Below are 19,837 nucleotides of genomic sequence, written 5' to 3'. Positions count from 1 at the left end.
GGTGGAGAATCACGTGAGCAGCATCTCGGCGGAGGCTGGCGACGAGCCAAAGGTATCGCGCGCCGGCCTCGGCGGCTGGATGCTGTTCGACTGGGCAGCACAGCCGTTCTTCACGGTGATCATCACCTTCATCTTCGGCCCTTATTTCGTATCCCGGCTCACCGACGACCCGGCTCACGGTCAGGCGATGTGGGGCTATACCCTGACCATCTCCGGCATCGTCATCGCGATTTTGTCGCCGGTGCTCGGCTCGATCGCCGACCAGACCGGCGCGCGAAAACCCTGGATCGCCTTCTTCGCCGTCATCAAGATCGTCTCCCTGGCGCTGCTGTGGTTTGCCGTGCCGGGATCATCGATAATCTATCCCTTCATCTTCATCATCCTGGCGTCTATCGCTGCGGAATTCTCGATCGTTTTCAACGATTCAATGATGCCACGGCTGGTCGGCGAAAAGGAGATCGGGCGGATTTCCAACATGGCCTGGGGGCTCGGCTATCTCGGCGGCATGATCGTGCTGATCGCCGTCGTGACGCTTCTGGCCGGAAATCCGGAATCCGGCAAAACACTTCTGGGAATGGATCCGCTGTTCGGACTTGATCCGGCGACCGGCGCCGACGCCCGTGTGACCGGGCCGATCTCGGCCATCTGGTATCTGGTCTTCATCCTGCCGATGTTCCTGTTTACCCCGGATGCCCACAAGGCAGCGATGCCGGCGGCGGCCGCTGTGCGCAGCGGCATTGCCGAGCTGCGCCACACGATCGGCGAACTGCGGCAGCGCTCCGGCATTCTGCGCTTTCTGATCGCCCGGATGATCTTTCAGGATGGGGTCAACGGCCTCCTGGCACTGGGCGGCACGTTCGCGGCCAGCATGTTTGCCTGGCAGACCGTCGAGCTTGGCGTCTACGGCATCATTCTCAATGTCGTGGCCATCGGCGGATGCCTTTATGCCAGCCGGCTGGATGCAAAACTCGGCTCAAAGGTGATCGTCACCGTCAGCCTGATCTGCCTGACCATCGCCACCCTTGGCATCGTCTCGACCGGCCCCGGCTATACGTTGTTCGGCCTGCTGCCGCTGCCGACCACCGATGCCGGTGGGCTTTTCGGCACGGCTGCGGAGAAAGCCTATATCGTCTTCGGCCTGCTGGTCGGGATCGCGTTCGGCCCCGTCCAGGCCTCTTCTCGCTCCTATATGGCCCGCAGCGTCAGTCCCGATGAGGCAGGTCGCTATTTCGGCATCTATGCCCTCTCCGGGCGCGCCACGACTTTTCTGGCACCCGCTGCCGTTGCCACCGTTACCCTGATGACGGGATCAGCCCGCATCGGCATGATGGCATTGGTGGTCTTCCTGGCGGTCGGACTGCTGATCCTCCTCCGCACTCCTTACCCGGCGAATAGACCCGCATAAAAAAACCCGCCGAAGTGGCGGGTTTCTGATTGCTCGTTGCGGTCTACGCATCAATGCCGGAAATGGCGCATACCGGTAAACACCATGGCAACACCTGCCGCGTCGGCGGCGGCGATGACTTCCGGATCGCGCATCGAGCCGCCCGGTTGGATGACGGCGGTGGCGCCGGCGGCGATCATCGACAGAAGGCCATCAGCGAACGGCAGGAAAGCTTCCGAGGCGACCGCTGAACCGTGGGTAAGCGGCGCAGGCAAACCCAGCGCCTTGGCAGCTTCTTCGGCTTTCAGCGCTGCGATACGCGCGGAATCGACCCGGCTCATCTGGCCCGCACCGATGCCGACGGTCTGACCGTCCTTGGCATAGACGACGGCGTTGGATTTCACATGTTTCGCCACCTTGAAGGCAAATTTCATGTCTTCCAGCTCCTGCGCCGTCGGTGCCCGCTTGGTCACGACCTTCAGCTCAAGATCCTCGACCATGCCATTGTCACGCGTCTGCACCAAAAGGCCGCCGGCAACCGTTTTTGCCGTCAGGCCAGGTATGCGCGGATCGGGCAGGGCGCCGGTGATCAAGAGGCGCAGGTTGGGCTTAGCGGCGATGACCACCTTGGCGATATCGCTGACTGACGGAGCGATGATGACCTCGGTGAAGAGCTTGACGATTTCTTCCGCCGTGGCGCCATCCAGTTCCTGGTTAAGCGCGATGATACCACCGAAAGCCGAGGTGGAATCGCAGGCGAGAGCCCGCTCATAGGCTTGAAGCAGTGTGGCGCCGGTGGCGACGCCGCATGGATTGGCATGCTTGACGATGGCGACGGCCGGGGATTTTGCAGCCGGGAACTCGGCAACGAGCTCAAAAGCCGCGTCGGTGTCGTTGATATTGTTGTACGACAGCTGCTTGCCCTGCAGCAGGGTCGCGGTCGCAACGCCCGGACGGTTCTCGCCGGTGATGTAGAATCCGGCTTTCTGATGCGGATTTTCGCCATAGCGCATCTCTTCCTTCAACACGCCACCGATGGTGCGGTGAAGCGGCATCGGTGTGTCGAGGACTTCTGCAAACCAGCCGGAAATGGCGGTATCGTAGGCAGCGGTGCGGGCATAGGCCTTGGCCGCCATCTTCTGGCGGAAGGCAAACGAGGTTGCGGCTCCCGTTCCCAGTTCGGTCAGCAGTGCGGTATAGTCCGACGCGCCGGTGATGACAGTGACATAGGCATGGTTCTTGGCCGAGGCGCGGATCATCGCCGGGCCGCCAATATCGATATTCTCGACTGTGGTCGGATAATCGCCGCCCTTGGCGCGGACATCCTCGAACGGATAGAGATTGATGACGGCGAGATCGATACCGGTAATGCCGTGCGTAACCATCGCCCGGACATGATCCTCATCGTCACGGATCGCCAGGAGGCCGCCATGCACACCTGGATGCAGCGTCTTCACCCGGCCATCCATCACTTCCGGGAAGCCGGTGAGCTCGGACACGTCGGTCACCGGCAGGCCGGCATCGGCAAGCGCCTTGTGGGTGCCGCCAGTCGAGACTAGGTGGACGCCCTTCTGATGCAGCGCACGCGCCAGATCGACGATACCGGTCTTGTCGGAGACAGAGAGCAGGGCGGTGCGGATAGTGACCTGATCCGGGGCGGGAATCTTCTTGGAGGCGACAGCCATCATCAAGCTCCTTGGTAGACGCCGGATATCGGGAGGGTCTTCCGGCAAATGTCGCCTGCCGTTACCACAGCTTTCAGCTTGAAGAAACCGCAGTCAGGGCGGCGAGCGGCCTAACGGGGCGATTGTCATGCTTCGCGCGAAAAAATCCACTGGATTTCCGGCTGCGAAGCCACTGCGAAAGTGACCGTCAACTGCGACGACTTGCGCACGCCGGATGGATCGGCAAAGAAAATGTCTTCCTCGACCACCACTTCAGCATCGCGACAGGTAAACAGCCAGACTTCGCCATCCGGAGCGCTCAGGTAGATTTCATGGGCGCTGTGCTGGCGGATATTGATCGATGGATGAATATGAAACCGCGCAACGGCGACGGCGCTATTGGTTTCCGCCGGTTCCGCGCCATCCAACTGAAACAGCCTGTCGCGGCCACGAACCGCATTTGCGTGACCGTTGATGCTGATATCGCGCTCGTGCAGCAGGCCAAAGGCCTGGGCGTAACCGTCGTGGCTAGCGATGACGGCATCCGGCTGGCCGGCACGTTCCTCACGGCGCACTGTGACCTTCGAGACGCCGCCAGTGACGATAGGCCCGAGAAAACCTGACTGTGACAAGCGCGACGACGAGCGATCATTAATCGTCACAGTCGAATGCGCCGCAGTCGAACGTGCCAGCTGGCGGAATCGTTCGCCGGCAAACTTTGGTGATCCCGAGTTGACGACGAACCGGTGGCGGCCGGACGACATTTCGAACGACAGGCAGCCGGCATGCGCCGTGCGCGACAATTCCGGCGATAGCGGTTTGCCGGTATCCATGATCACAACGACATTGTTATGCGCCAGCCGTTCATACTGAAGATGCGGCAAGGCCTTGAGGGCCGCCCCGGCGGTCTCATCGTACCGCAGGACGGCCATCAACTCATTGGCAAGCGTCGACGTCGCGCCATTGAACAGAGCCAGCTCACCACCCTCATGACGGAAGAACCGCAGGGCAGGATACATGCGATCGATGCACGGGATCAGCTTTGCCGGCACCTCATGACCGAGGTTGACATAGGTCTGGCGCAGCGGCAGCAGATCGATCAGCAATTCCAGACCCGTGCGCGGGTTGCGCGAGCTGTGGCCGCCATCGGGGAGAATTTGCCGGTCAAGCTCCACATCGAGATTGCGGGCGGCCTTGCGGATCGTCGCTTCGGATGCCGGCATCGCAACGGAAGCCATGGCAAGCGCGATTCGGGCGCGCAAGCGCGCCTCGCCGTCACAGGTCGTGTCGGTGATATGGCGCAGATAGCGCACCTGGAAGGCAAGGCTTTTCAGGAACCGCCGATAGAACGGATGCTCGGCATTGCGCAAAATGATCGGCGAATGCGATAGCCAGGCAATCAGGCGTTGAGAAATGATATCCGCTTCCCAGGCAATACCGCCGATATAACGCCCGTGCGTGACGATCCAATCATTGACGATATGGCGCAGATGCGCAAAAGCATCGTCCTCCTTGACCGTACGCATGTGCCGGACCCAACCGAAGGAATGCAACCTTACAGCGAATTCATGCGATGGAAGATCCATTTCGAATGGGGATTCGCCCTCCACGTCAAGGACGCGCCCGGCCAATGGGAAGCGGCCCTGCAGGATTTCCTGCGCAACGAAGGGATCGATGGCGCGCAAGTCCGTCGGCGCCACGATCAGACGGTCTGGCGTCGTTCCGGTAAAACGGAAGGCGGTGTTGCGGCCCAAGGCAAGGCGGCGCGAGAAGCGGCGCCAGCCCTCGCGCGCATACAGATAAAGAAGCCTTTGCCGGTCTGAAATCTGCATTTTCGACGCCTGCGCGTCTCCCTACTCCCGAACTTAAGTCATACGGCATTGAAAACCGGAATGACGCTGTCCGTACCAGATACTACAGGACGGTGATCGTGCCTGAAAAACCGTTAAACTTTTATGGATGGTACCCGTATTGTTTAGGCAAAGGCACAGGGAGCGTCAATTGACGCCCGCCATGTGCCTGTTGACAGAGATGTGGCTAAATCTTGCGACGCAGGACGACGGCATAGAAGCCGTCCAGGCCCCCGGCAAAACCATCCTGCGGATCGATCATCGCCGGTGTCGTGCGGAACTCCCCATGCGGCGTCACCGCATTTTCCAGACCGGGCCAGTCCGCCGGTTTAATCGGCACCCGTTCGCAATGGCCATCGGCCAGAACACGTTCCGTGACGGCTTCACCTTCCCGCGTATCGAGCGAGCAATTGGAAAAGACGACCAGACCGCCAGGCTTTACCAGCGTCAGCGCGTGGCGCAGCAGCTTTTCCTGAAGGACAGCGAGCTTTTCGATATCCTCTGGACCCTTGGTCCAAAGCACATCCGGGTGGCGGCGGATTGTACCGGTCGAGGAACAGGGGGCATCAAGCAGGGCGGCATCAAACAGCTCATCGGTGCGGAAATCGGCCATGTTGATTTCTTGGGTCACCGCTTCCAGCCCCAGACGGGCAAGATTGCCCTGGAGACGCTTGAGGCGCGTTGCCGATTGATCGAGCGCCGTGACCTCAGCGCCGGCAAGAATGAGCTGTGCCGTCTTGCCGCCAGGTGCAGCACAAAGGTCGACAACGCGTTTGCCAGCGAGGGGACCGAAAAGCTTGGCGGGCAGCGCGGCGGCGGCATCCTGCACCCACCATTCGCCATCATCGAAGCCGGCAAGCGAAGGTACCGCGCCGGAAAACCCGGCAAGACGCACCGAACCGGTCGGCAGAAGGCGGCCATTCAGTTTTTCAGCCCAGCCCTCCGGATCGGATTTGACCGTCAGGTCGATCGCTGCAGGGGTCAACAGCGCGTCAGCGATACGGGCCGCTTCGTCGGCGCCGTAATAGGTGACCAGCCTTTTGTGGAACCAGACAGGAATCGCCGGGATTTTCTCGCCGACATTCTCCAGCAAATCCTGCTTTTCGCGGGACATTCGGCGCAGCACGGCATTGATGAGGCTGGCAAAGCGCCTGTTGCGCGGATCGATCTGCGCCTGCTCGACCGCGAGATCGACGGCGGAATGATCGGGGATATCGAGATAGAGGATCTGGGCAGCGGCCACCGTCAAGACATGATCGAGCGCGCGGGCGCCTTCCGGCAGCGGGTTTTGCAACAGCGACCCAACCATCGCCTCGATGCGCGGCAATTGCCGCAGCGCCGAATTCAGGATTGCCCGAACCAAAGCACGATCGGCCTCGTTCAGTTCGCGATAGACCGGATTGCCATTGCCTGCATCCAGCATGCCGTCTAGCGAGGTCTTGCGATCAACGACGGCAGCGAGCATCTTGGCAGCCGCTTGCCTGGCCCGGATTCCGGGCTTGTCGCTGCGCTCAAAGGCCGCATTCTCGGCCGTTTGACCGCGCGAACGGGCGGGACGGTTATTTCGTTTCGAATGTGAATCGTTTTTATTATCGTCGGACGTCAAGACCAGGGACCTTTCGGTGGTTCGGAACCACCGCGACCCCAGCCTGTCGGCGGCACGGAGCGCGATTTGCGCACGGGATTATCAGCCCTGACCGGCGGCGTCGAGACCGGCTGCATCTCTTGTGCCATCTGCTGCAGCGCCGCGATGCGGTTTTCGGTCGCCGGATGGGTGGAGAACAGGTTGTCCATGCGCTCGCCCGACAGCGGATTGATAATGAACATATGCGCTGTGGCCGGATTGCGCTCGGCCTCTGTATTCGGCACCTGATGGGCGAAATTCGAGATTTTGGCGAGCGCTGAAGCCAGCGCCAGCGGCTTGCCGGAGATTTCCGCACCGCGCCGGTCGGCCGAATACTCACGCGTCCGGCTGATCGCCATCTGCACGATCGCAGCCGCCAAAGGCGCTACCATCATTGCCACCAGCGTCCCGATGAAGCCGAGCGGATTGTTGTTTTCACGATTGCCGCCAAAGAAGAAGGCGAAATTGCCGAGCATCGAAATTGCACCCGCAAGCGTCGCGGTCAGCGTCATCGTCAGCGTATCGCGGTTTTGCACGTGGGCGAGCTCATGCGCCATGACGCCAGCAACCTCATCGTAAGACAGCGCATTCAGGAGACCTGTGGAGGCGGCAACTGCGGCATTTTCAGGATTGCGTCCCGTCGCAAAGGCGTTTGGCTGCGGGTTGTCGATGACATAGACCTTGGGCATCGGCAGACCAGCATTGGCAGCCATGTCGCGAACGATGCCGTAATATTCCGGCGCCGTGCGCTCATCGACCTGCTGTGCGCGGTACATGCGCAACACCATGCTGTCAGAGTTCCAGTAGGAAAAGAAGTTCATGCCGGCGGCGATGACAAGAGCAATCATCATGCCACCCCTGCCGCCAATGAGGAAGCCGACCGCCATGAACAATGCGGTCATGAAGGCCAAAAGCATCGCGGTGCGCATCAGGTTCATCAGTCAGGTCTCCAAAGTTTGCCAATGTTTCACGTGAATCACGGGTTTCGCTTGAACAAAGGTTTCCTATATGATGGGGACATTAGGCGCATTCTTCAACTTTTTCGCGGAAATTCGCATGCAAAACGATAACGACAATTTACTGGTGGAACCCCGCAAACCCCTTTCGCCGGCGGCAAAACGCGCGCTGGCCGAAGCCGAGGAACGCCGCAAGGCGCAAAGGCCACTCCAACTCCCGGAAGAGCTGGGCGGACGCGGCGGAGCGGAGCCTTCGCGTTTTGGCGACTGGGAAATCAACGGTCGGGCAATCGATTTCTGAGGAAATAATTCCTGTTGAATTCGCTTCATGATCGGTATATTTTCCTATCCTTGATGCTTTGCTCGATCCCACTTCCTATCGCCGCTCTTACAGTGCTTGTCGCTGGCTGCTTCTTCGTATGCTTCCGAATCCGGCAAACGAATCGAAATCGCCGGACCGGTGACTGCAGAAATCATCCGCGTCATCGATGGCGACACGATCCTGGTCGCAGCGAAACCCTGGCCACAACAGACAATGGAAGTCTATGTGCGGATGCGCGGCATCGAAGCGCCAGAGTTAAAATCGGCCTGCTCACCACACGCGATGCCGGCCGGCAGGCACGGGCAGCGCTTGCCAGCCTGACCAGCGCTCAGGGTGAAATCCAACTGACGCATATTTCCGGAGACAAGTATTTTGGCAGGGTCGTTGCCGATATCAGCTTTTCCGATGGACGGAATCCGGCTCAGGAAATGCTGTCGGCGGGCTACGTCTCGCCTTATAACGGCGGGCGCAAATCGAAGAGCTGCTCTCCCCGGTAAGTGTGCCCGAGCCATCCGGACATCGAATGGCTCGGAATTTCTTTACTTCTTGTTCTGACGGTTGGCGATCAGGTCATCGACAACGGCGGGATCGGCGAGCGTCGAGGTATCGCCGAGCGAACCGAAATCGTCCTCGGCGATCTTGCGCAGGATGCGGCGCATGATCTTGCCGGAGCGGGTTTTCGGCAGGCCGGGCGCGAACTGGATCTTATCCGGCGACGCGATCGCGCCGATTTCCTTGCGGACATGGGTCACCAGCGCCTTGCGCAGATCGTCCGAACCGGACTGGCCGACCATCAGCGTCACGTAGCAATAGATGCCCTGTCCCTTGATATCGTGGGGATAGCCAACGACGGCGGCTTCCGACACCGAATCATGGCTGACCAGCGCCGATTCGACTTCGGCCGTACCCATGCGATGGCCGGAGACATTCAGGACGTCGTCGACGCGGCCGGTGATCCAGTAATAACCATCGTCATCGCGACGGCAGCCGTCGCCGGTGAAATATTTGCCCTTGTAGGTGGCGAAATACGTCTGGATGAAGCGTTCGTGATCGCCATAGACGGTGCGCATCTGGCCCGGCCAGCTGTCGGTGATGCAGAGATTGCCATCGGCCGCCCCCTCGATCACCTTGCCTTCGCCATCGACCAGCTGGGGCTGCACGCCAAAGAAGGGGCGAGTGGCCGAGCCCGGCTTTAACGCCGTGGCGCCGGGCAGAGGCGTGATCAGGATGCCGCCGGTCTCGGTCTGCCACCAGGTATCGACCACCGGGCAACGGCCGTCACCGACGACGTGATAGTACCATTCCCAGGCTTCCGGATTGATCGGCTCGCCGACGGAGCCGAGCGTGCGCAGCGATGTGCGCTTGGAACGGGTGACGAAAGCGTCGCCCTGACCCATCAGCGCCCGTATGGCGGTTGGCGCGGTGTAGAAGATATTGACCTGGTGCTTGTCGACCACGTCCCACAGACGCCCGGCATCCGGATAGGTCGGCACGCCTTCGAACATCAGCGTCGTGGCGCCATTGGCGAGCGGGCCGTAGACGATATAGGAATGACCCGTGACCCAGCCGACATCGGCGGTGCACCAGTAGATATCGCCCTCGTGATAATCGAAGACATATTGATGCGTCATCGAGGCGTAGACGAGATAGCCACCCGTCGTGTGCAGCACGCCTTTGGGCTTTCCGGTCGAACCGGACGTGTAGAGGATGAACAGCGGGTCTTCCGCATTCATCTGCGCCGGCGGACAATCGGCTTCGACGGCCGCCACAGCCTGATGATACCAGATGTCGCGTTCGGAGAACCAGGCGATCTTGCCGGCCGTGCGGCGAACGACAATCACCGACTTGACGTCGACGCCGCGACGCTTGGCGATCTCGATGGCCTGGTCGGTATTGGCCTTCAGCGGGATCGGCTTGCCGCCGCGCAGGCCTTCGTCGGCGGTGATGACGATGGTGGATTCGCAATCGACGATACGGCCGGCCAGTGCGTCGGGCGAAAAACCGCCGAAAACGATGGAATGCACCGCGCCGATACGGGTACAGGCGAGCATCGCATAGGCGGCTTCCGGGATCATCGGCATGTAGATGGTGACGCGATCGCCCTTTTGGACGCCGTTTGCCTTCAGCACATTGGCGAGGCGGCAGACGTGCTCATGCAATTCGCGATAGGTGATCTTCTTGTCATCATAGGGATTGTCGCCTTCCCAGATGATCGCAACCTGATCACCGCGCTTCTCCAGGTGCCGGTCGATGCAATTGTAGGAGACGTTGGTGACGCCATCCTCGAACCACTTGATCGAAACATCGCCCTCGAAGGAGGTGTTCTTGACCTTGGTATAGGGCGTGAACCAGTCGATACGCTTGCCATGCTCGCCCCAGAAAGCTTCAGGATCCGCCACACTTTGCTTGTACCACGCCTGATAGGTCGCATCGTCGATAAGCGCACGGTTCCGGGCAGATTCCAGGATCGGATAGGTTTTGGCAGACATGATGATTTCCTCCCTGCACAGGCAGTTTCAGGCGGCACATCTCCTCGCGCTCGCCCGCTTCGGGCGCCATACATATCAGGTCAAGGCACGGCGTCCATTAGACAAAAGGTCATTTCTTCAAGAAGAATTGCATTTCTGAGAGGACGAGGGTATAGAGGCGCTAATTTCCCGGAAATTAAGTGGTTACACTCCACGGCCCGCGACACCGGCGCGGACGGACAGAAGGACTATATCCATGGCTCAACAACTGCTTATGCCCAAAGCGACGGCCGTATGGCTTGTTGACAACACTGCCCTGTCGTTCGAACAGATCGCCACGTTCTGCAAGCTGCACCCGCTGGAAGTCAAGGCAATCGCCGACGGCGAATCCGCGCAGGGCATCAAGGGCCTCGACCCGATCGCCACTGGCCAGCTGTCGCGCGACGAGATCGCCCGCGCCGAAGGCAATCCGAACCACAAGCTGAAGATTTCCGAACCGAAGGTTCGCGTGCCGGACAACAAGCGCAAGGGCCCGCGCTATACCCCGGTTTCCAAGCGCCAGGACCGCCCGAACGCCATTCTGTGGCTGGTCCGCAATCATGCCGAACTCAAGGATGCCCAGATCTCGCGTCTCGTTGGCACCACCAAGTCGACGATCGAGCAGATCCGCGAGCGCACCCACTGGAATTCGACCAACCTGACGGCCATGGACCCAGTCACGCTCGGCCTGTGCACGCAGATCGACCTCGACCTTGAAGTCGAACGCGCCAATAAAGGCCGTCCACTGCCAACAGCAGCCGAGCTTGGCGCGACGCTGGAAGCCTCGAAGGAAACGGAAAAGCTGCCTTTCTCCTACGAGCGCGAAGAAGAAAAAGAAATCGACGCCGACGCCGTCTTCTCCAAGCTCAAGGCCCTCAAGTCCGACCGCAAGGACGAAGACGAAGACAACGCCTTCTGATTGGAACACATCGTTTCCGACGACAAAACCCGGATCGGCTGATCCGGGTCTTTTTGCCCGCCCTGCCAACCAGAGATCAGTAGGCCGATCCCTCGCTTCCATCCAGCCGGTGCCGCTCCGTGCCCTTGAGCGGCGGGTTGAAGATGCTGACGAGGATCATATCTTCATCTCGGCCGCCGCGCAGATAGTGTTTGTCGTTTTTATCGAGCACATAGATGTCGCCGGGCGCAATCGGAAAGACATTGCCGGCCATGTCCTCGACCTCTCCCGTGCCGGCGATGCAGTAACAAGCTTCAAGATGATTCCGGTATTCCAGCAGCGAGGTCGTGTTCGCACGCACAACGGTGTGGCAGACCGTGAACCCCATTCCGTCGCGCTCGGTCAGCAGGCGGTGGCTGGTACCACTTCCCCATTCGACGAAATGGCTGGTATCCTCGACTTGCTTCAGATTGCGGACGAACATCGGCAGCGCCCTTCTACAAGGTAAATTTGACCTTAAAATCGAACAACAGCTCGATTTCACTTCTGATCGCTTGTATTGCTTTCTTTTCTCTCCCTGCAAATGATGCTTTCTCACCGTTTTGATGAGGAAAACTTACATATGCTGCCATCACTCAGTGCATTGCGCGTGTTTGAAGCCGCCGCCCGCCTCAACAGCTTTTCACGCGCGGCCGACGAACTGCATGTCACGCATGCGGCGGTCAGCCATCAAATCCGGCTGCTGGAAAACTGGTTTGGGCGGCCGCTGTTTGTGCGGGAAAAGCGCAGCGTGCGCCTGGTGCCCGACGCGTCAGCGCTGGCACAGACGCTTTCAGTGTCGTTAATGCGCATCGAAGCCGAAGCCCGCGCCTTCCGCATGAAGGCGAACGGGGAGCTCACCGTTGCCTGCATCGCCTCGATCGCGACACGGTGGCTGATTCCAGCTCTCCCGGACTTTCTGAGCGCCAATCCGGACCTTAACGTCCGCGTCGTCTATGCCATCACGGAGCAACGTTTTCGTGACGCAGATTGCGACGTGCTGATCACGCTTGGTGAGGAAATGGGGGAGGGGAGGGAATGCACAAGGCTGTTTTCCCGTGCCAATCGCCCCGTTGCCAGCCCCCGCTATCTCGAGCGCAGAGGCAGACCGCAGGCGGCGCAGGAAATTGCCGGCGCCGATCTGCTGCATGACGAGACACCGGAGCGCTGGCTGAACTGGTGCAGGAAAGCAGGTCTGCGGCCAGCCGGTCCATTGCGTGGACCGATTTTCCAGGATTTCAACCTTCTGGCCACCGCGGTGATTGCCGGACATGGGATCGCGCTCTGTCCGACCGAGGTTTTTCGCCGCGAGATTGACAGCGGCGACTTGGTCATACTGTCCGATATCGAAACGCTCGTTGACGAAGGCTACTTCCTCGTCACGGCCAAACCGGCGAGTGCACCTGCACTCACATTCCGCGACTGGTTTTCAGCCATCACGCGTCGCTAGGATGACTCCGGCTAAACACTGGTTCTCGCTGCTATAGACCGATGCCTCTCGCATGCAGCGCCGCAGTAATTTCGTCAAGCACAGCCGGATCATCGATCGTTGCCGGCATCTTCCAGTCTTCACGATCAGCGATCTTCTGCATCGTTCCACGCAAAATCTTGCCTGATCGCGTCTTGGGCAACCGCTTGACGCAGATTGCCGTCTTGAATGCAGCGACCGGGCCGATGCGCTCACGAACCAGACCGACGACTTCTCTTTCGATTTCCGCTGTTTCACGGGAAACATTGGCATTGATGACGAGGAAGCCGGCGGGTATCTGCCCCTTGATTGGATCGGCGATACCTATAACCGCGCATTCCGCTACGTCGGCATGATTTCTTCCATGGCACCGGTCGACAGGCGGTGGCCGGCGACGTTGATTATGTCATCGGTGCGCGACATGATGAAAATGTAGCCGTCGTCATCGATATAACCGGCGTCCGCAGTGCGATAATAACCCGGAAACTCGTCAAGGCAGGTCTCGCGAAACCGCTGATCCGCATTCCAGAATGTGGGCAAGCAACCAGGCGGCATCGGAAGCTTGAGAACGACATTGCCGAGCGTTCCGGATGCGACGGGATGGCCGGCATCATCCAGCACCTGTACGTCATATCCCGGCAAGGGCACCGCCGCGGAGCCATATTTCACCGGCAGCAAGCCGAGGCCAATCGGATTTCCAGCCACCGGCCAACCCGTCTCCGTCTGCCACCAATTGTCGATAACAGGAACACCGAGTTTCGCTTCCGCCCAGGCGACTGTATCCGGATCGGCGCGCTCTCCTGCCAGGAACAAAGCCCTGAATTTCGACAGATCGTAGCGTCGAATCAGTTCGCCCTGCGGATCCTCCTTGCGGATGGCGCGAAAAGCTGTCGGCGCGGTGAACAGCGCGGTCACCCCATGCTGCTCGATCACACGCCAGTAGGCACCGGCATCCGGCGTGCCCACGGGTTTTCCCTCATAGAGGATTGCCGTCGAGCCATTCAGCAGAGGCCCATAGACGATGTAGCAGTGACCAACGACCCAACCGATATCCGACGCTGCCCAGAAGACTTCACCCGGCTTGATGCCGAAGAAATGCTGCATCGACCATTTGAGCGCAACCATATGGCCACCATTGTCGCGCACAACGCCTTTCGGCTGGCCGGTAGTTCCCGACGTATAGAGAATATAAAGCGGATCGGTGGCTAGGACCGGGGTGCAGGCAACCTCGACGCCTTTATGCTTGGCGGATGTAACGGCAAAGTCGAAATCCATGTCCCGATCGGCCTGCAGGTCTGCTTTGAGTGCATCCCGTTGAAAAACGAGGCAATGAGCCGGCTTGTGCTGACTGATCTCGATGGCCGTATCGAGCAACGGTTTGTAGGCAATGATTCGGCCGCCTTCTATACCGCAACTGGCCGAGACGACCAGTTTTGCCTCGCAGTCGGTGATACGTGTTGCCAGTTCGCTCGCCGCGAAACCACCGAAGACGACGGAGTGAACGGCGCCGATGCGGGCGGCGGCCAGCATGGCAAACACCGCATGCGGCATCATCGGCATATAGATGATGATCCGGTCGCCCTTGCCGATGCCCAGATCACGATAGACCGACGCCAGCGCCACGACCTCATCGAGGATGGCGTTGTAGGTCCAATGCTCGACAGTGCCGGTCACCGGGCTGTCGTAAATCAAGGCATTCTGCTCGCCGAGCCCCGCAGCAACCTGCCGATCCAGACAATTGAAACAGGTATTGGTTTCGCCGCCTGGAAACCAGCGCCCGTAAACGCCTTGGGCTGGATCGAAAACCTGATCAAACGGCCGGAACCAGTCAATCTCCCGAGCGGCTTTGGCCCAGAAGGCATCGGGATCCTGTTTCCACGCGCCGTAAACGTCGGAATAGCTGCTCGCCATTGCCGTCTCCTCTGCTGCCATACCGGACGAACCGGCCTCCAGAAGGGACCATAGGAGATTGGTCGAGCGGGGAGAAGCCAGACGAAAGCGTTAGAGCCTGTGGACGGCCCGGCAGTTAGCGCGTTCCGAAGATCGCGGAGCCGACACGCACGCTGGTGGCGCCGAACTGCACGGCAAGATCGAAATCGCCGGACATGCCCATGGAGAGCTTTTTCAGACCGCAGCGTTCGGCAAGCTTGGCAAGCAGCGCAAAATGCGGGCCGGGATTTTCGTCCGCCGGCGGGATGCACATCAGTCCCTCCACCGGAATGCCGATCATCTCACGGCACAGCGTGACGAAGGCCACGGTATCATTTGGGGCAATGCCCGCCTTTTGCGGCTCAAGCCCGGTATTGACCTGGACATAAAGCCGAACGGGCTTGCCCTGCCGGGTGATTTCCGCGGCAATGGCGCGGGCGATCTTTTCCCGATCGACGGTCTCAATGACATCGAACAAGGACACGGCATCCGCCGCCTTGTTGGATTGCAGCGGGCCGATCAGATGAAGCTCGATATCAGCGGTTTCTGCTTTCAGCTCCGGCCACTTGCCCTGCGCTTCCTGTACGCGGTTTTCGCCGAAAATCCGCTGCCCCGTCGCAATCGCAGGACGGATCGCATCGGCATCGAAGGTCTTGGAGACCGCGACAAGTGAGGCAGCGCCAGAGGGGCGATTGGCGGCATCTTCCGCATCGCGAATCCGGCTCAGGACATCGTCCAACTGTTCTTCCACGCTCATCGCCATCGTCTCCATCGCTTTCCGGCCTTAAGTGGCGCAATAGTCAAACCGAACGAGACTGCCAAGCCGTAATCGCCGGATACTGATCAAATGCCTCAAAGTTTCGCCTCAAAGCCTTCCAAAACTTGACGCTACGCTTGTTTCATGGTGAAGGTCACGCCAAATATCCAGGGGACTGATTTCCCCTCGCCCAATTTTCCGGAACATCGATCATATGGCTACCGAACGTTACAATCCGCGCGATTCTGAACCCCGCTGGCAACAGGAATGGGACCAGAAAAACGTCTTCACCACCGATAACGACGACCCGCGCGAAAAATATTACGTGCTGGAGATGTTCCCTTATCCGTCGGGCCGGATCCATATGGGCCATGTACGCAACTACGCCATGGGCGATGTTGTCGCGCGCTACAAGCGCGCACGCGGCTACAACGTGCTGCATCCGATGGGTTGGGATGCTTTCGGCATGCCGGCAGAAAATGCCGCCATGGAGCGCGGCGTGCACCCGGCCGCCTGGACCTACCAGAACATTGCCTCTATGAAGGCGCAGCTGAAAGTCATGGGCCTGTCGCTCGATTGGTCGCGCGAGTTCGCCACCTGCGATGTCGAATATTACCAGCATCAGCAGCACCTGTTCGTGGACTTCCTGGAAAAGGGTCTGGTCTACCGCAAGCAGTCGAAGGTGAACTGGGATCCTGTCGACAACACGGTTCTGGCCAATGAACAGGTGATCGACGGACGCGGCTGGCGGTCGGGCGCGCTGGTCGAACAGCGTGAGCTGACGCAGTGGTTCTTCCGCATCACCGATTTCAACCAGGAACTGCTCGATTCACTCGATACGCTGGATCAGTGGCCGGAAAAGGTCCGGCTGATGCAGAAAAACTGGATCGGCCGATCCGAAGGCCTGACGATCCGCTGGGAAATCGTCCCAGGCGCTGGAGCAACGGACGCGACCGAAGTCGCTGTCTATACGACCCGCCCGGATACGCTGTTTGGGGCCTCCTTCCTGGCGATTGCCGCCGATCACCCGTTGGCACGCCAAGCGGCTGCAGGTAATCCTGAAATTGAAACCTTCTGCGAGGAAACCCGCCGCGCCGGCACGTCGCTGGCCGCGCTGGAAACAGCCGAGAAGAAGGGCATAGACACCGGCATCCGCGTCAAGCACCCGCTTGATCCAAGCTGGGAACTGCCTGTCTACGTCGCCAATTTCGTTTTGATGGACTATGGCACCGGTGCGATCTTCGGCTGCCCTTCGGGCGACCAGCGCGACCTCGATTTCGCCCGCAAGTACGACCTGCCGGTCGTTGCCGTGGTGATGCCGAAAGACGGCGATGCGGAGAGCTTCACCATTGGCAATGAGGCCTATGTCGGCGACGGCGTAATGATCAATTCGCGCGACCTCGATGGCCTGACCATCGAAGAAGCCTTTGAAAAGGTGGCATCGACGCTGGAGCAGGCCTCGCTTGGCAATGCACCGCAGGCCGAGCGCAAGGTCAATTTCCGCCTGCGCGACTGGGGTATTTCCCGCCAGCGCTACTGGGGCTGCCCAATCCCGGTCATCCATTGCGACGATTGCGGCGTCATTCCCGTGCCGAAGGCCGATCTGCCGGTCAAGCTGCCCGATGACGTGACGTTCGACAAGCCGGGCAATCCGCTCGACCGCCATCCAACCTGGCGTCACGTATCCTGCCCGCAATGTGGCAAGGACGCGCGTCGTGAGACCGACACGATGGATACATTCGTCGACTCGTCCTGGTATTTCGCCCGTTTTACCGCCCCTTGGGAGAAGAAGCCGACCAACCCGACTGCTGTCGATCACTGGCTGCCCGTCGACCAGTATATTGGCGGCATCGAGCACGCGATCCTGCATCTGCTCTATTCGCGCTTCTTTACCCGGGCAATGAAGGCCACCGGTCATGCCGGCCTCGACGAGCCCTTCAAGGGCCTGTTCACGCAGGGTATGGTGGTGCACGAGACCTATAGCCGCGGGCAGGGTGCCCAGCGCGAATGGGTGACACCGGCCGAAATCATCATCGTCGAAAATGATGGTGTTCGGCAGGCAAGCCTCATCGAAACCGGCGAACCGATTACCATCGGCTCGATCGAGAAGATGTCGAAGTCGAAGAAGAACGTTGTCGATCCCGACGATATCATCGCCTCCTACGGCGCCGATACCGCGCGCTTCTTTGTTCTCTCCGACTCCCCGCCCGATCGCGATGTAATCTGGTCGGAAGCCGGCGTCGAAGGTGCCCATCGCTTCGTCCAGCGCCTGTGGCGGCTGATCTCCGAAGCATCCGACGCGCTGAAGGCTGTTGAAGCCCAGCCGGCCTCCTCGGGACTTGGTCTTGCGATCTCGCAACTGACCCACAAGACGCTGAAGGCTGTTCAGGCAGACTACGACAAGCTCGCCTTCAACAAGGCCGTGGCGCGGCTCTATGAGCTGGTCAATGCCCTTGCCAACCCAATGACGCAGGTTGCGGCACGAACGGCAGATCACGCGACGACCGCAGCCGTCAAGGATGCGGTCTCGATCCTGATCAGCCTTGTGGCACCGATGATGCCGCATCTGGCCGAGCAATGCTGGCAGGAAATCGGCGGAACAGGCCTGGTCGCCCAGACAGCTTGGCCAGCCTACAGCGAAGCGCTGGTGGCCGAAAACGAAGTGACAATGCCGGTCCAGATCAACGGCAAGAAGCGCGCTGATTTGACAATTGCGCGCGATGCGGATCAGACTGCAATCGAGAACGCCGTTCTGGCGCTCGAGCCGGTCAAGACTGCATTGAACGGACAAAGCCCGAAAAAAATCATCGTCGTGCCGCAGAGGATCGTGAATGTCGTTGTCTGAAAAAGCTCAAAGATACGCGCAGCTTCTGGCTTTCGGCACGCTCGCGGTTCTCGCCGGCTGCCAAGTCAAGCCACTCTATTCGGACGGGCCACAGGGCAAGCCTGCCAAGGCGCTTGCCTCGATCGAGATTTCCGAAGCCGATGACCGCGTTGAACAGGAAGTGCGCAATGCATTGATCTTCCTGACATCAGGTGGCGCCGGTGAGCCAGCCAACCCGCAATACAAGCTGGCTCTGAACGTCACCAGTGATATCCAGGGTGTCCTCTACAATCAGAATACCACGGACGATAATACCGACACCGCCAGTGCCGCCCGTGTCGTCGTCATGGCTGACTATAATCTGACGCGCACCGATACCGGCGAAACCGTTCGCTCCGGCAATCGCAGCGCCGTATCGCTGGTAGACTTTCCGGGTCAGGAGTTTTCCAAGGTTCGCGCCAGACGCGATGGCGAAAAGCGGGCAGCCAAGGAACTGGCCGAGATCATCCGCGCCGATCTTGCAGCAGCGCTCGGCCGCTGAAATCTTTCCGGCATGAGGTGGCGGTATGACCGAGATCAAATCGCACGAATTCGAGCAATTCCTGCAGCGCCCACTGCGGGACAATCGTATCTATCTAATCTACGGCCCTGACCGCGGACTGGTTTCCGAACGCGCCGGGCAGATTGCCGGCAAAAGCGGCGTCGCTCTCGATGATCCGTTTTCATTGATCCGGCTTGACGGCTCGGACCTTCAGCAGAGTCCCGGACGCCTGTTGGATGAAGTCAATACGATCGGCCTTTTTGGTGGCGAAAAACTCGTCTGGATTCGCGCATCTGGCACGGAGAAGACACTCGTCGATAGCCTCACCGTGCTATCAAAGCAGCCTCCGGATGGCAGCTATGTCATCATCGAGGCTGGCGATCTTAAAAAGGGAACAGGCATCCGCAAGATCGGTGAAACCAGCCGGTCGGTGATATCGATCGCCTGCTACAGCGATGACGCCCGGGCACTCAATGCACTCATCGACCAAGAGCTTTGTCTGGAAGGCCTGCGCATATCCCCGGCCGCGCGAGAGCGGCTCAATGAAGCTCTTGGCGGCGACCGGATCGCCTCGCGCAACGAGATCCGCAAACTGGCGCTCTATTGCCGTGGCACGGGCTCCATCGAAGAAGACCATGTGCTGGAAATCGTCGGCGACGCCAGCGCGGTGTCGGTCGACGACGCAATCGATGCCGTTCTCAAGGGTGATGCCGACGGCCTCCAGCACGCCATCCGCAAGATAGTCGCGTCAAAGACCGCTATCTTTCTGGTGCTTCAGGCTTGTCTGAAGCAGTTTCAGCTGCTCGATCTGATGCGGGCGGAGATGGATGACAAGCGGCAGCAACCCACCCAGGTCGTGGCCACACTCGGCCGCCATCTGCACTTCCGCCGCAAGCCTTTGATCGAGGCCGCCTTGAAGACTTGGACGCTTCCGGCAATCAGACGAGAACTCGGTCGTCTGCAGACCGCCATTCTGCAGAGCCGCACCAGGCAGAGCCTAGAAGACAGTATCGCCATGCAGACATTGCTGGCGATCACACTGCAATCAGCACGCAGATAGAGTTTATCTAACTG

General features: G+C 59.7%; 15 protein-coding genes and 1 pseudogene. 8 read left to right on the top strand and 8 right to left on the bottom strand.

Annotation, left to right across the window (positions count from 1 at the left end):
• The first annotated feature begins 13 nt into the window (after nucleotides 1-13).
• Nucleotides 14-1,405: an MFS transporter gene (locus ACP7E0_RS14490; RefSeq protein ID WP_426125734.1), complete on the top strand. Its 1,392-nt coding sequence runs from the start codon at nucleotides 14-16 to the stop codon at nucleotides 1,403-1,405.
• A gap of 50 nt (nucleotides 1,406-1,455) precedes the next feature.
• Here ACP7E0_RS14490 and purH read toward each other — a convergent pair whose 3' ends face one another.
• From purH to htpX, 4 genes are all read right to left on the bottom strand, one after another.
• Nucleotides 1,456-3,069 (bottom strand): bifunctional phosphoribosylaminoimidazolecarboxamide formyltransferase/IMP cyclohydrolase, encoded by a 1,614-nt coding sequence (purH, locus tag ACP7E0_RS14485; RefSeq protein WP_426125861.1) that lies wholly within the window; start codon nucleotides 3,067-3,069, stop codon nucleotides 1,456-1,458.
• 125 nt (nucleotides 3,070-3,194) lie between these two features.
• Nucleotides 3,195-4,880, bottom strand: coding sequence for a heparinase II/III family protein (locus ACP7E0_RS14480; protein WP_426125733.1), 1,686 nt, complete (start codon nucleotides 4,878-4,880; stop codon nucleotides 3,195-3,197).
• Nucleotides 4,881-5,085: 205 nt separating this feature from the next.
• Nucleotides 5,086-6,504, bottom strand: coding sequence for an RsmB/NOP family class I SAM-dependent RNA methyltransferase (locus ACP7E0_RS14475; protein ID WP_426125732.1), 1,419 nt, complete (start codon nucleotides 6,502-6,504; stop codon nucleotides 5,086-5,088).
• Complete coding sequence (gene htpX / locus ACP7E0_RS14470; protein WP_426125731.1) at nucleotides 6,501-7,460, bottom strand: zinc metalloprotease HtpX; 960 nt, start codon at nucleotides 7,458-7,460, stop codon at nucleotides 6,501-6,503. The genes ACP7E0_RS14475 and htpX overlap by 4 nt, the downstream gene beginning before the upstream one ends.
• Nucleotides 7,461-7,530: 70 nt before the next feature.
• On the opposite strand from htpX, the gene ACP7E0_RS14465 reads away from it, so the two are divergent.
• Both ACP7E0_RS14465 and ACP7E0_RS14460 read left to right on the top strand, forming a co-directional pair.
• The gene (locus ACP7E0_RS14465; protein WP_426125730.1) at nucleotides 7,531-7,779 is read left to right on the top strand and encodes a DUF1674 domain-containing protein; all 249 of its coding nucleotides are present in this window, start codon (nucleotides 7,531-7,533) and stop codon (nucleotides 7,777-7,779) included.
• 14 nt (nucleotides 7,780-7,793) lie between these two features.
• A complete protein-coding gene (locus ACP7E0_RS14460; RefSeq protein WP_426125729.1) occupies nucleotides 7,794-8,297 on the top strand; it encodes a hypothetical protein in 504 nt (167 codons plus the stop codon).
• 42 nt (nucleotides 8,298-8,339) lie between these two features.
• On the opposite strand, the gene acs is transcribed toward ACP7E0_RS14460, so the two are convergent.
• Nucleotides 8,340-10,289: an acetate--CoA ligase gene (acs, locus tag ACP7E0_RS14455; protein WP_426125728.1), complete on the bottom strand. Its 1,950-nt coding sequence runs from the start codon at nucleotides 10,287-10,289 to the stop codon at nucleotides 8,340-8,342.
• A 235-nt stretch (nucleotides 10,290-10,524) separates the two neighbouring features.
• Between acs and ACP7E0_RS14450 the strand changes: the two genes are divergently transcribed.
• Nucleotides 10,525-11,226, top strand: coding sequence for a DUF1013 domain-containing protein (locus ACP7E0_RS14450; protein ID WP_426125727.1), 702 nt, complete (start codon nucleotides 10,525-10,527; stop codon nucleotides 11,224-11,226).
• Between the two features lie 76 nt (nucleotides 11,227-11,302).
• On the opposite strand, the gene ACP7E0_RS14445 is transcribed toward ACP7E0_RS14450, so the two are convergent.
• A complete protein-coding gene (locus ACP7E0_RS14445) occupies nucleotides 11,303-11,689 on the bottom strand; it encodes an ectoine synthase (RefSeq protein WP_426125725.1) in 387 nt (128 codons plus the stop codon).
• Nucleotides 11,690-11,827: 138 nt separating this feature from the next.
• Between ACP7E0_RS14445 and ACP7E0_RS14440 the strand changes: the two genes are divergently transcribed.
• On the top strand, nucleotides 11,828-12,694 hold the full coding sequence (locus ACP7E0_RS14440) for a LysR substrate-binding domain-containing protein (RefSeq protein ID WP_426125724.1): 867 nt from the start codon (nucleotides 11,828-11,830) through the stop codon (nucleotides 12,692-12,694).
• 31 nt (nucleotides 12,695-12,725) lie between these two features.
• Here the strand turns inward: ACP7E0_RS14440 and ACP7E0_RS14435 are convergent.
• Nucleotides 12,726-14,623: pseudogene (locus ACP7E0_RS14435) on the bottom strand (propionyl-CoA synthetase).
• A 115-nt stretch (nucleotides 14,624-14,738) separates the two neighbouring features.
• Nucleotides 14,739-15,398: a YggS family pyridoxal phosphate-dependent enzyme gene (locus ACP7E0_RS14430; protein WP_426125723.1), complete on the bottom strand. Its 660-nt coding sequence runs from the start codon at nucleotides 15,396-15,398 to the stop codon at nucleotides 14,739-14,741.
• 214 nt (nucleotides 15,399-15,612) lie between these two features.
• Here ACP7E0_RS14430 and leuS point away from each other — a divergent pair, with 214 nt between their 5' ends.
• From leuS to holA, 3 genes are read left to right on the top strand one after another with little or no spacing between them, the layout of a single operon-like run.
• Nucleotides 15,613-18,243, top strand: coding sequence for a leucine--tRNA ligase (gene leuS, locus ACP7E0_RS14425; RefSeq protein WP_426125722.1), 2,631 nt, complete (start codon nucleotides 15,613-15,615; stop codon nucleotides 18,241-18,243).
• A complete protein-coding gene (gene lptE / locus ACP7E0_RS14420) occupies nucleotides 18,230-18,763 on the top strand; it encodes an LPS assembly lipoprotein LptE (protein ID WP_426125721.1) in 534 nt (177 codons plus the stop codon). Before leuS ends, lptE begins: the two co-directional genes overlap by 14 nt.
• Nucleotides 18,764-18,788: 25 nt before the next feature.
• Nucleotides 18,789-19,823: a DNA polymerase III subunit delta gene (holA, locus tag ACP7E0_RS14415; protein ID WP_426125720.1), complete on the top strand. Its 1,035-nt coding sequence runs from the start codon at nucleotides 18,789-18,791 to the stop codon at nucleotides 19,821-19,823.
• The last annotated feature ends 14 nt before the right edge of the window (nucleotides 19,824-19,837 follow it).

This window comes from Pararhizobium sp. PWRC1-1, from assembly GCF_049897905.1.
In the GTDB taxonomy this organism is placed as follows: domain Bacteria; phylum Pseudomonadota; class Alphaproteobacteria; order Rhizobiales; family Rhizobiaceae; genus Pararhizobium.
The sequence above is the reverse complement of the archived record's forward strand: the minus strand, read 5'-3'. Positions and strand labels throughout refer to the sequence as shown.

Excerpts from the sequence above, each read along its gene's own strand:
- purH (WP_426125861.1), bottom strand. The coding sequence starts at position 3,069 with ATGGCTGTCGCCTCCAAGAAGATTCCCGCCCCGGATCAGGTCACTATC.
- ACP7E0_RS14480 (WP_426125733.1), bottom strand. The coding sequence starts at position 4,880 with ATGCAGATTTCAGACCGGCAAAGGCTTCTTTATCTGTATGCGCGCGAG.
- htpX (WP_426125731.1), bottom strand. The coding sequence starts at position 7,460 with ATGAACCTGATGCGCACCGCGATGCTTTTGGCCTTCATGACCGCATTG.
- ACP7E0_RS14465 (WP_426125730.1), top strand. The coding sequence starts at position 7,531 with ATGATGGGGACATTAGGCGCATTCTTCAACTTTTTCGCGGAAATTCGC.
- acs (WP_426125728.1), bottom strand. The coding sequence starts at position 10,289 with ATGTCTGCCAAAACCTATCCGATCCTGGAATCTGCCCGGAACCGTGCG.
- ACP7E0_RS14450 (WP_426125727.1), top strand. The coding sequence starts at position 10,525 with ATGGCTCAACAACTGCTTATGCCCAAAGCGACGGCCGTATGGCTTGTT.
- ACP7E0_RS14445 (WP_426125725.1), bottom strand. The coding sequence starts at position 11,689 with ATGTTCGTCCGCAATCTGAAGCAAGTCGAGGATACCAGCCATTTCGTC.
- ACP7E0_RS14440 (WP_426125724.1), top strand. The coding sequence starts at position 11,828 with ATGCTGCCATCACTCAGTGCATTGCGCGTGTTTGAAGCCGCCGCCCGC.
- ACP7E0_RS14430 (WP_426125723.1), bottom strand. The coding sequence starts at position 15,398 with ATGAGCGTGGAAGAACAGTTGGACGATGTCCTGAGCCGGATTCGCGAT.
- leuS (WP_426125722.1), top strand. The coding sequence starts at position 15,613 with ATGGCTACCGAACGTTACAATCCGCGCGATTCTGAACCCCGCTGGCAA.
- lptE (WP_426125721.1), top strand. The coding sequence starts at position 18,230 with ATGTCGTTGTCTGAAAAAGCTCAAAGATACGCGCAGCTTCTGGCTTTC.
- holA (WP_426125720.1), top strand. The coding sequence starts at position 18,789 with ATGACCGAGATCAAATCGCACGAATTCGAGCAATTCCTGCAGCGCCCA.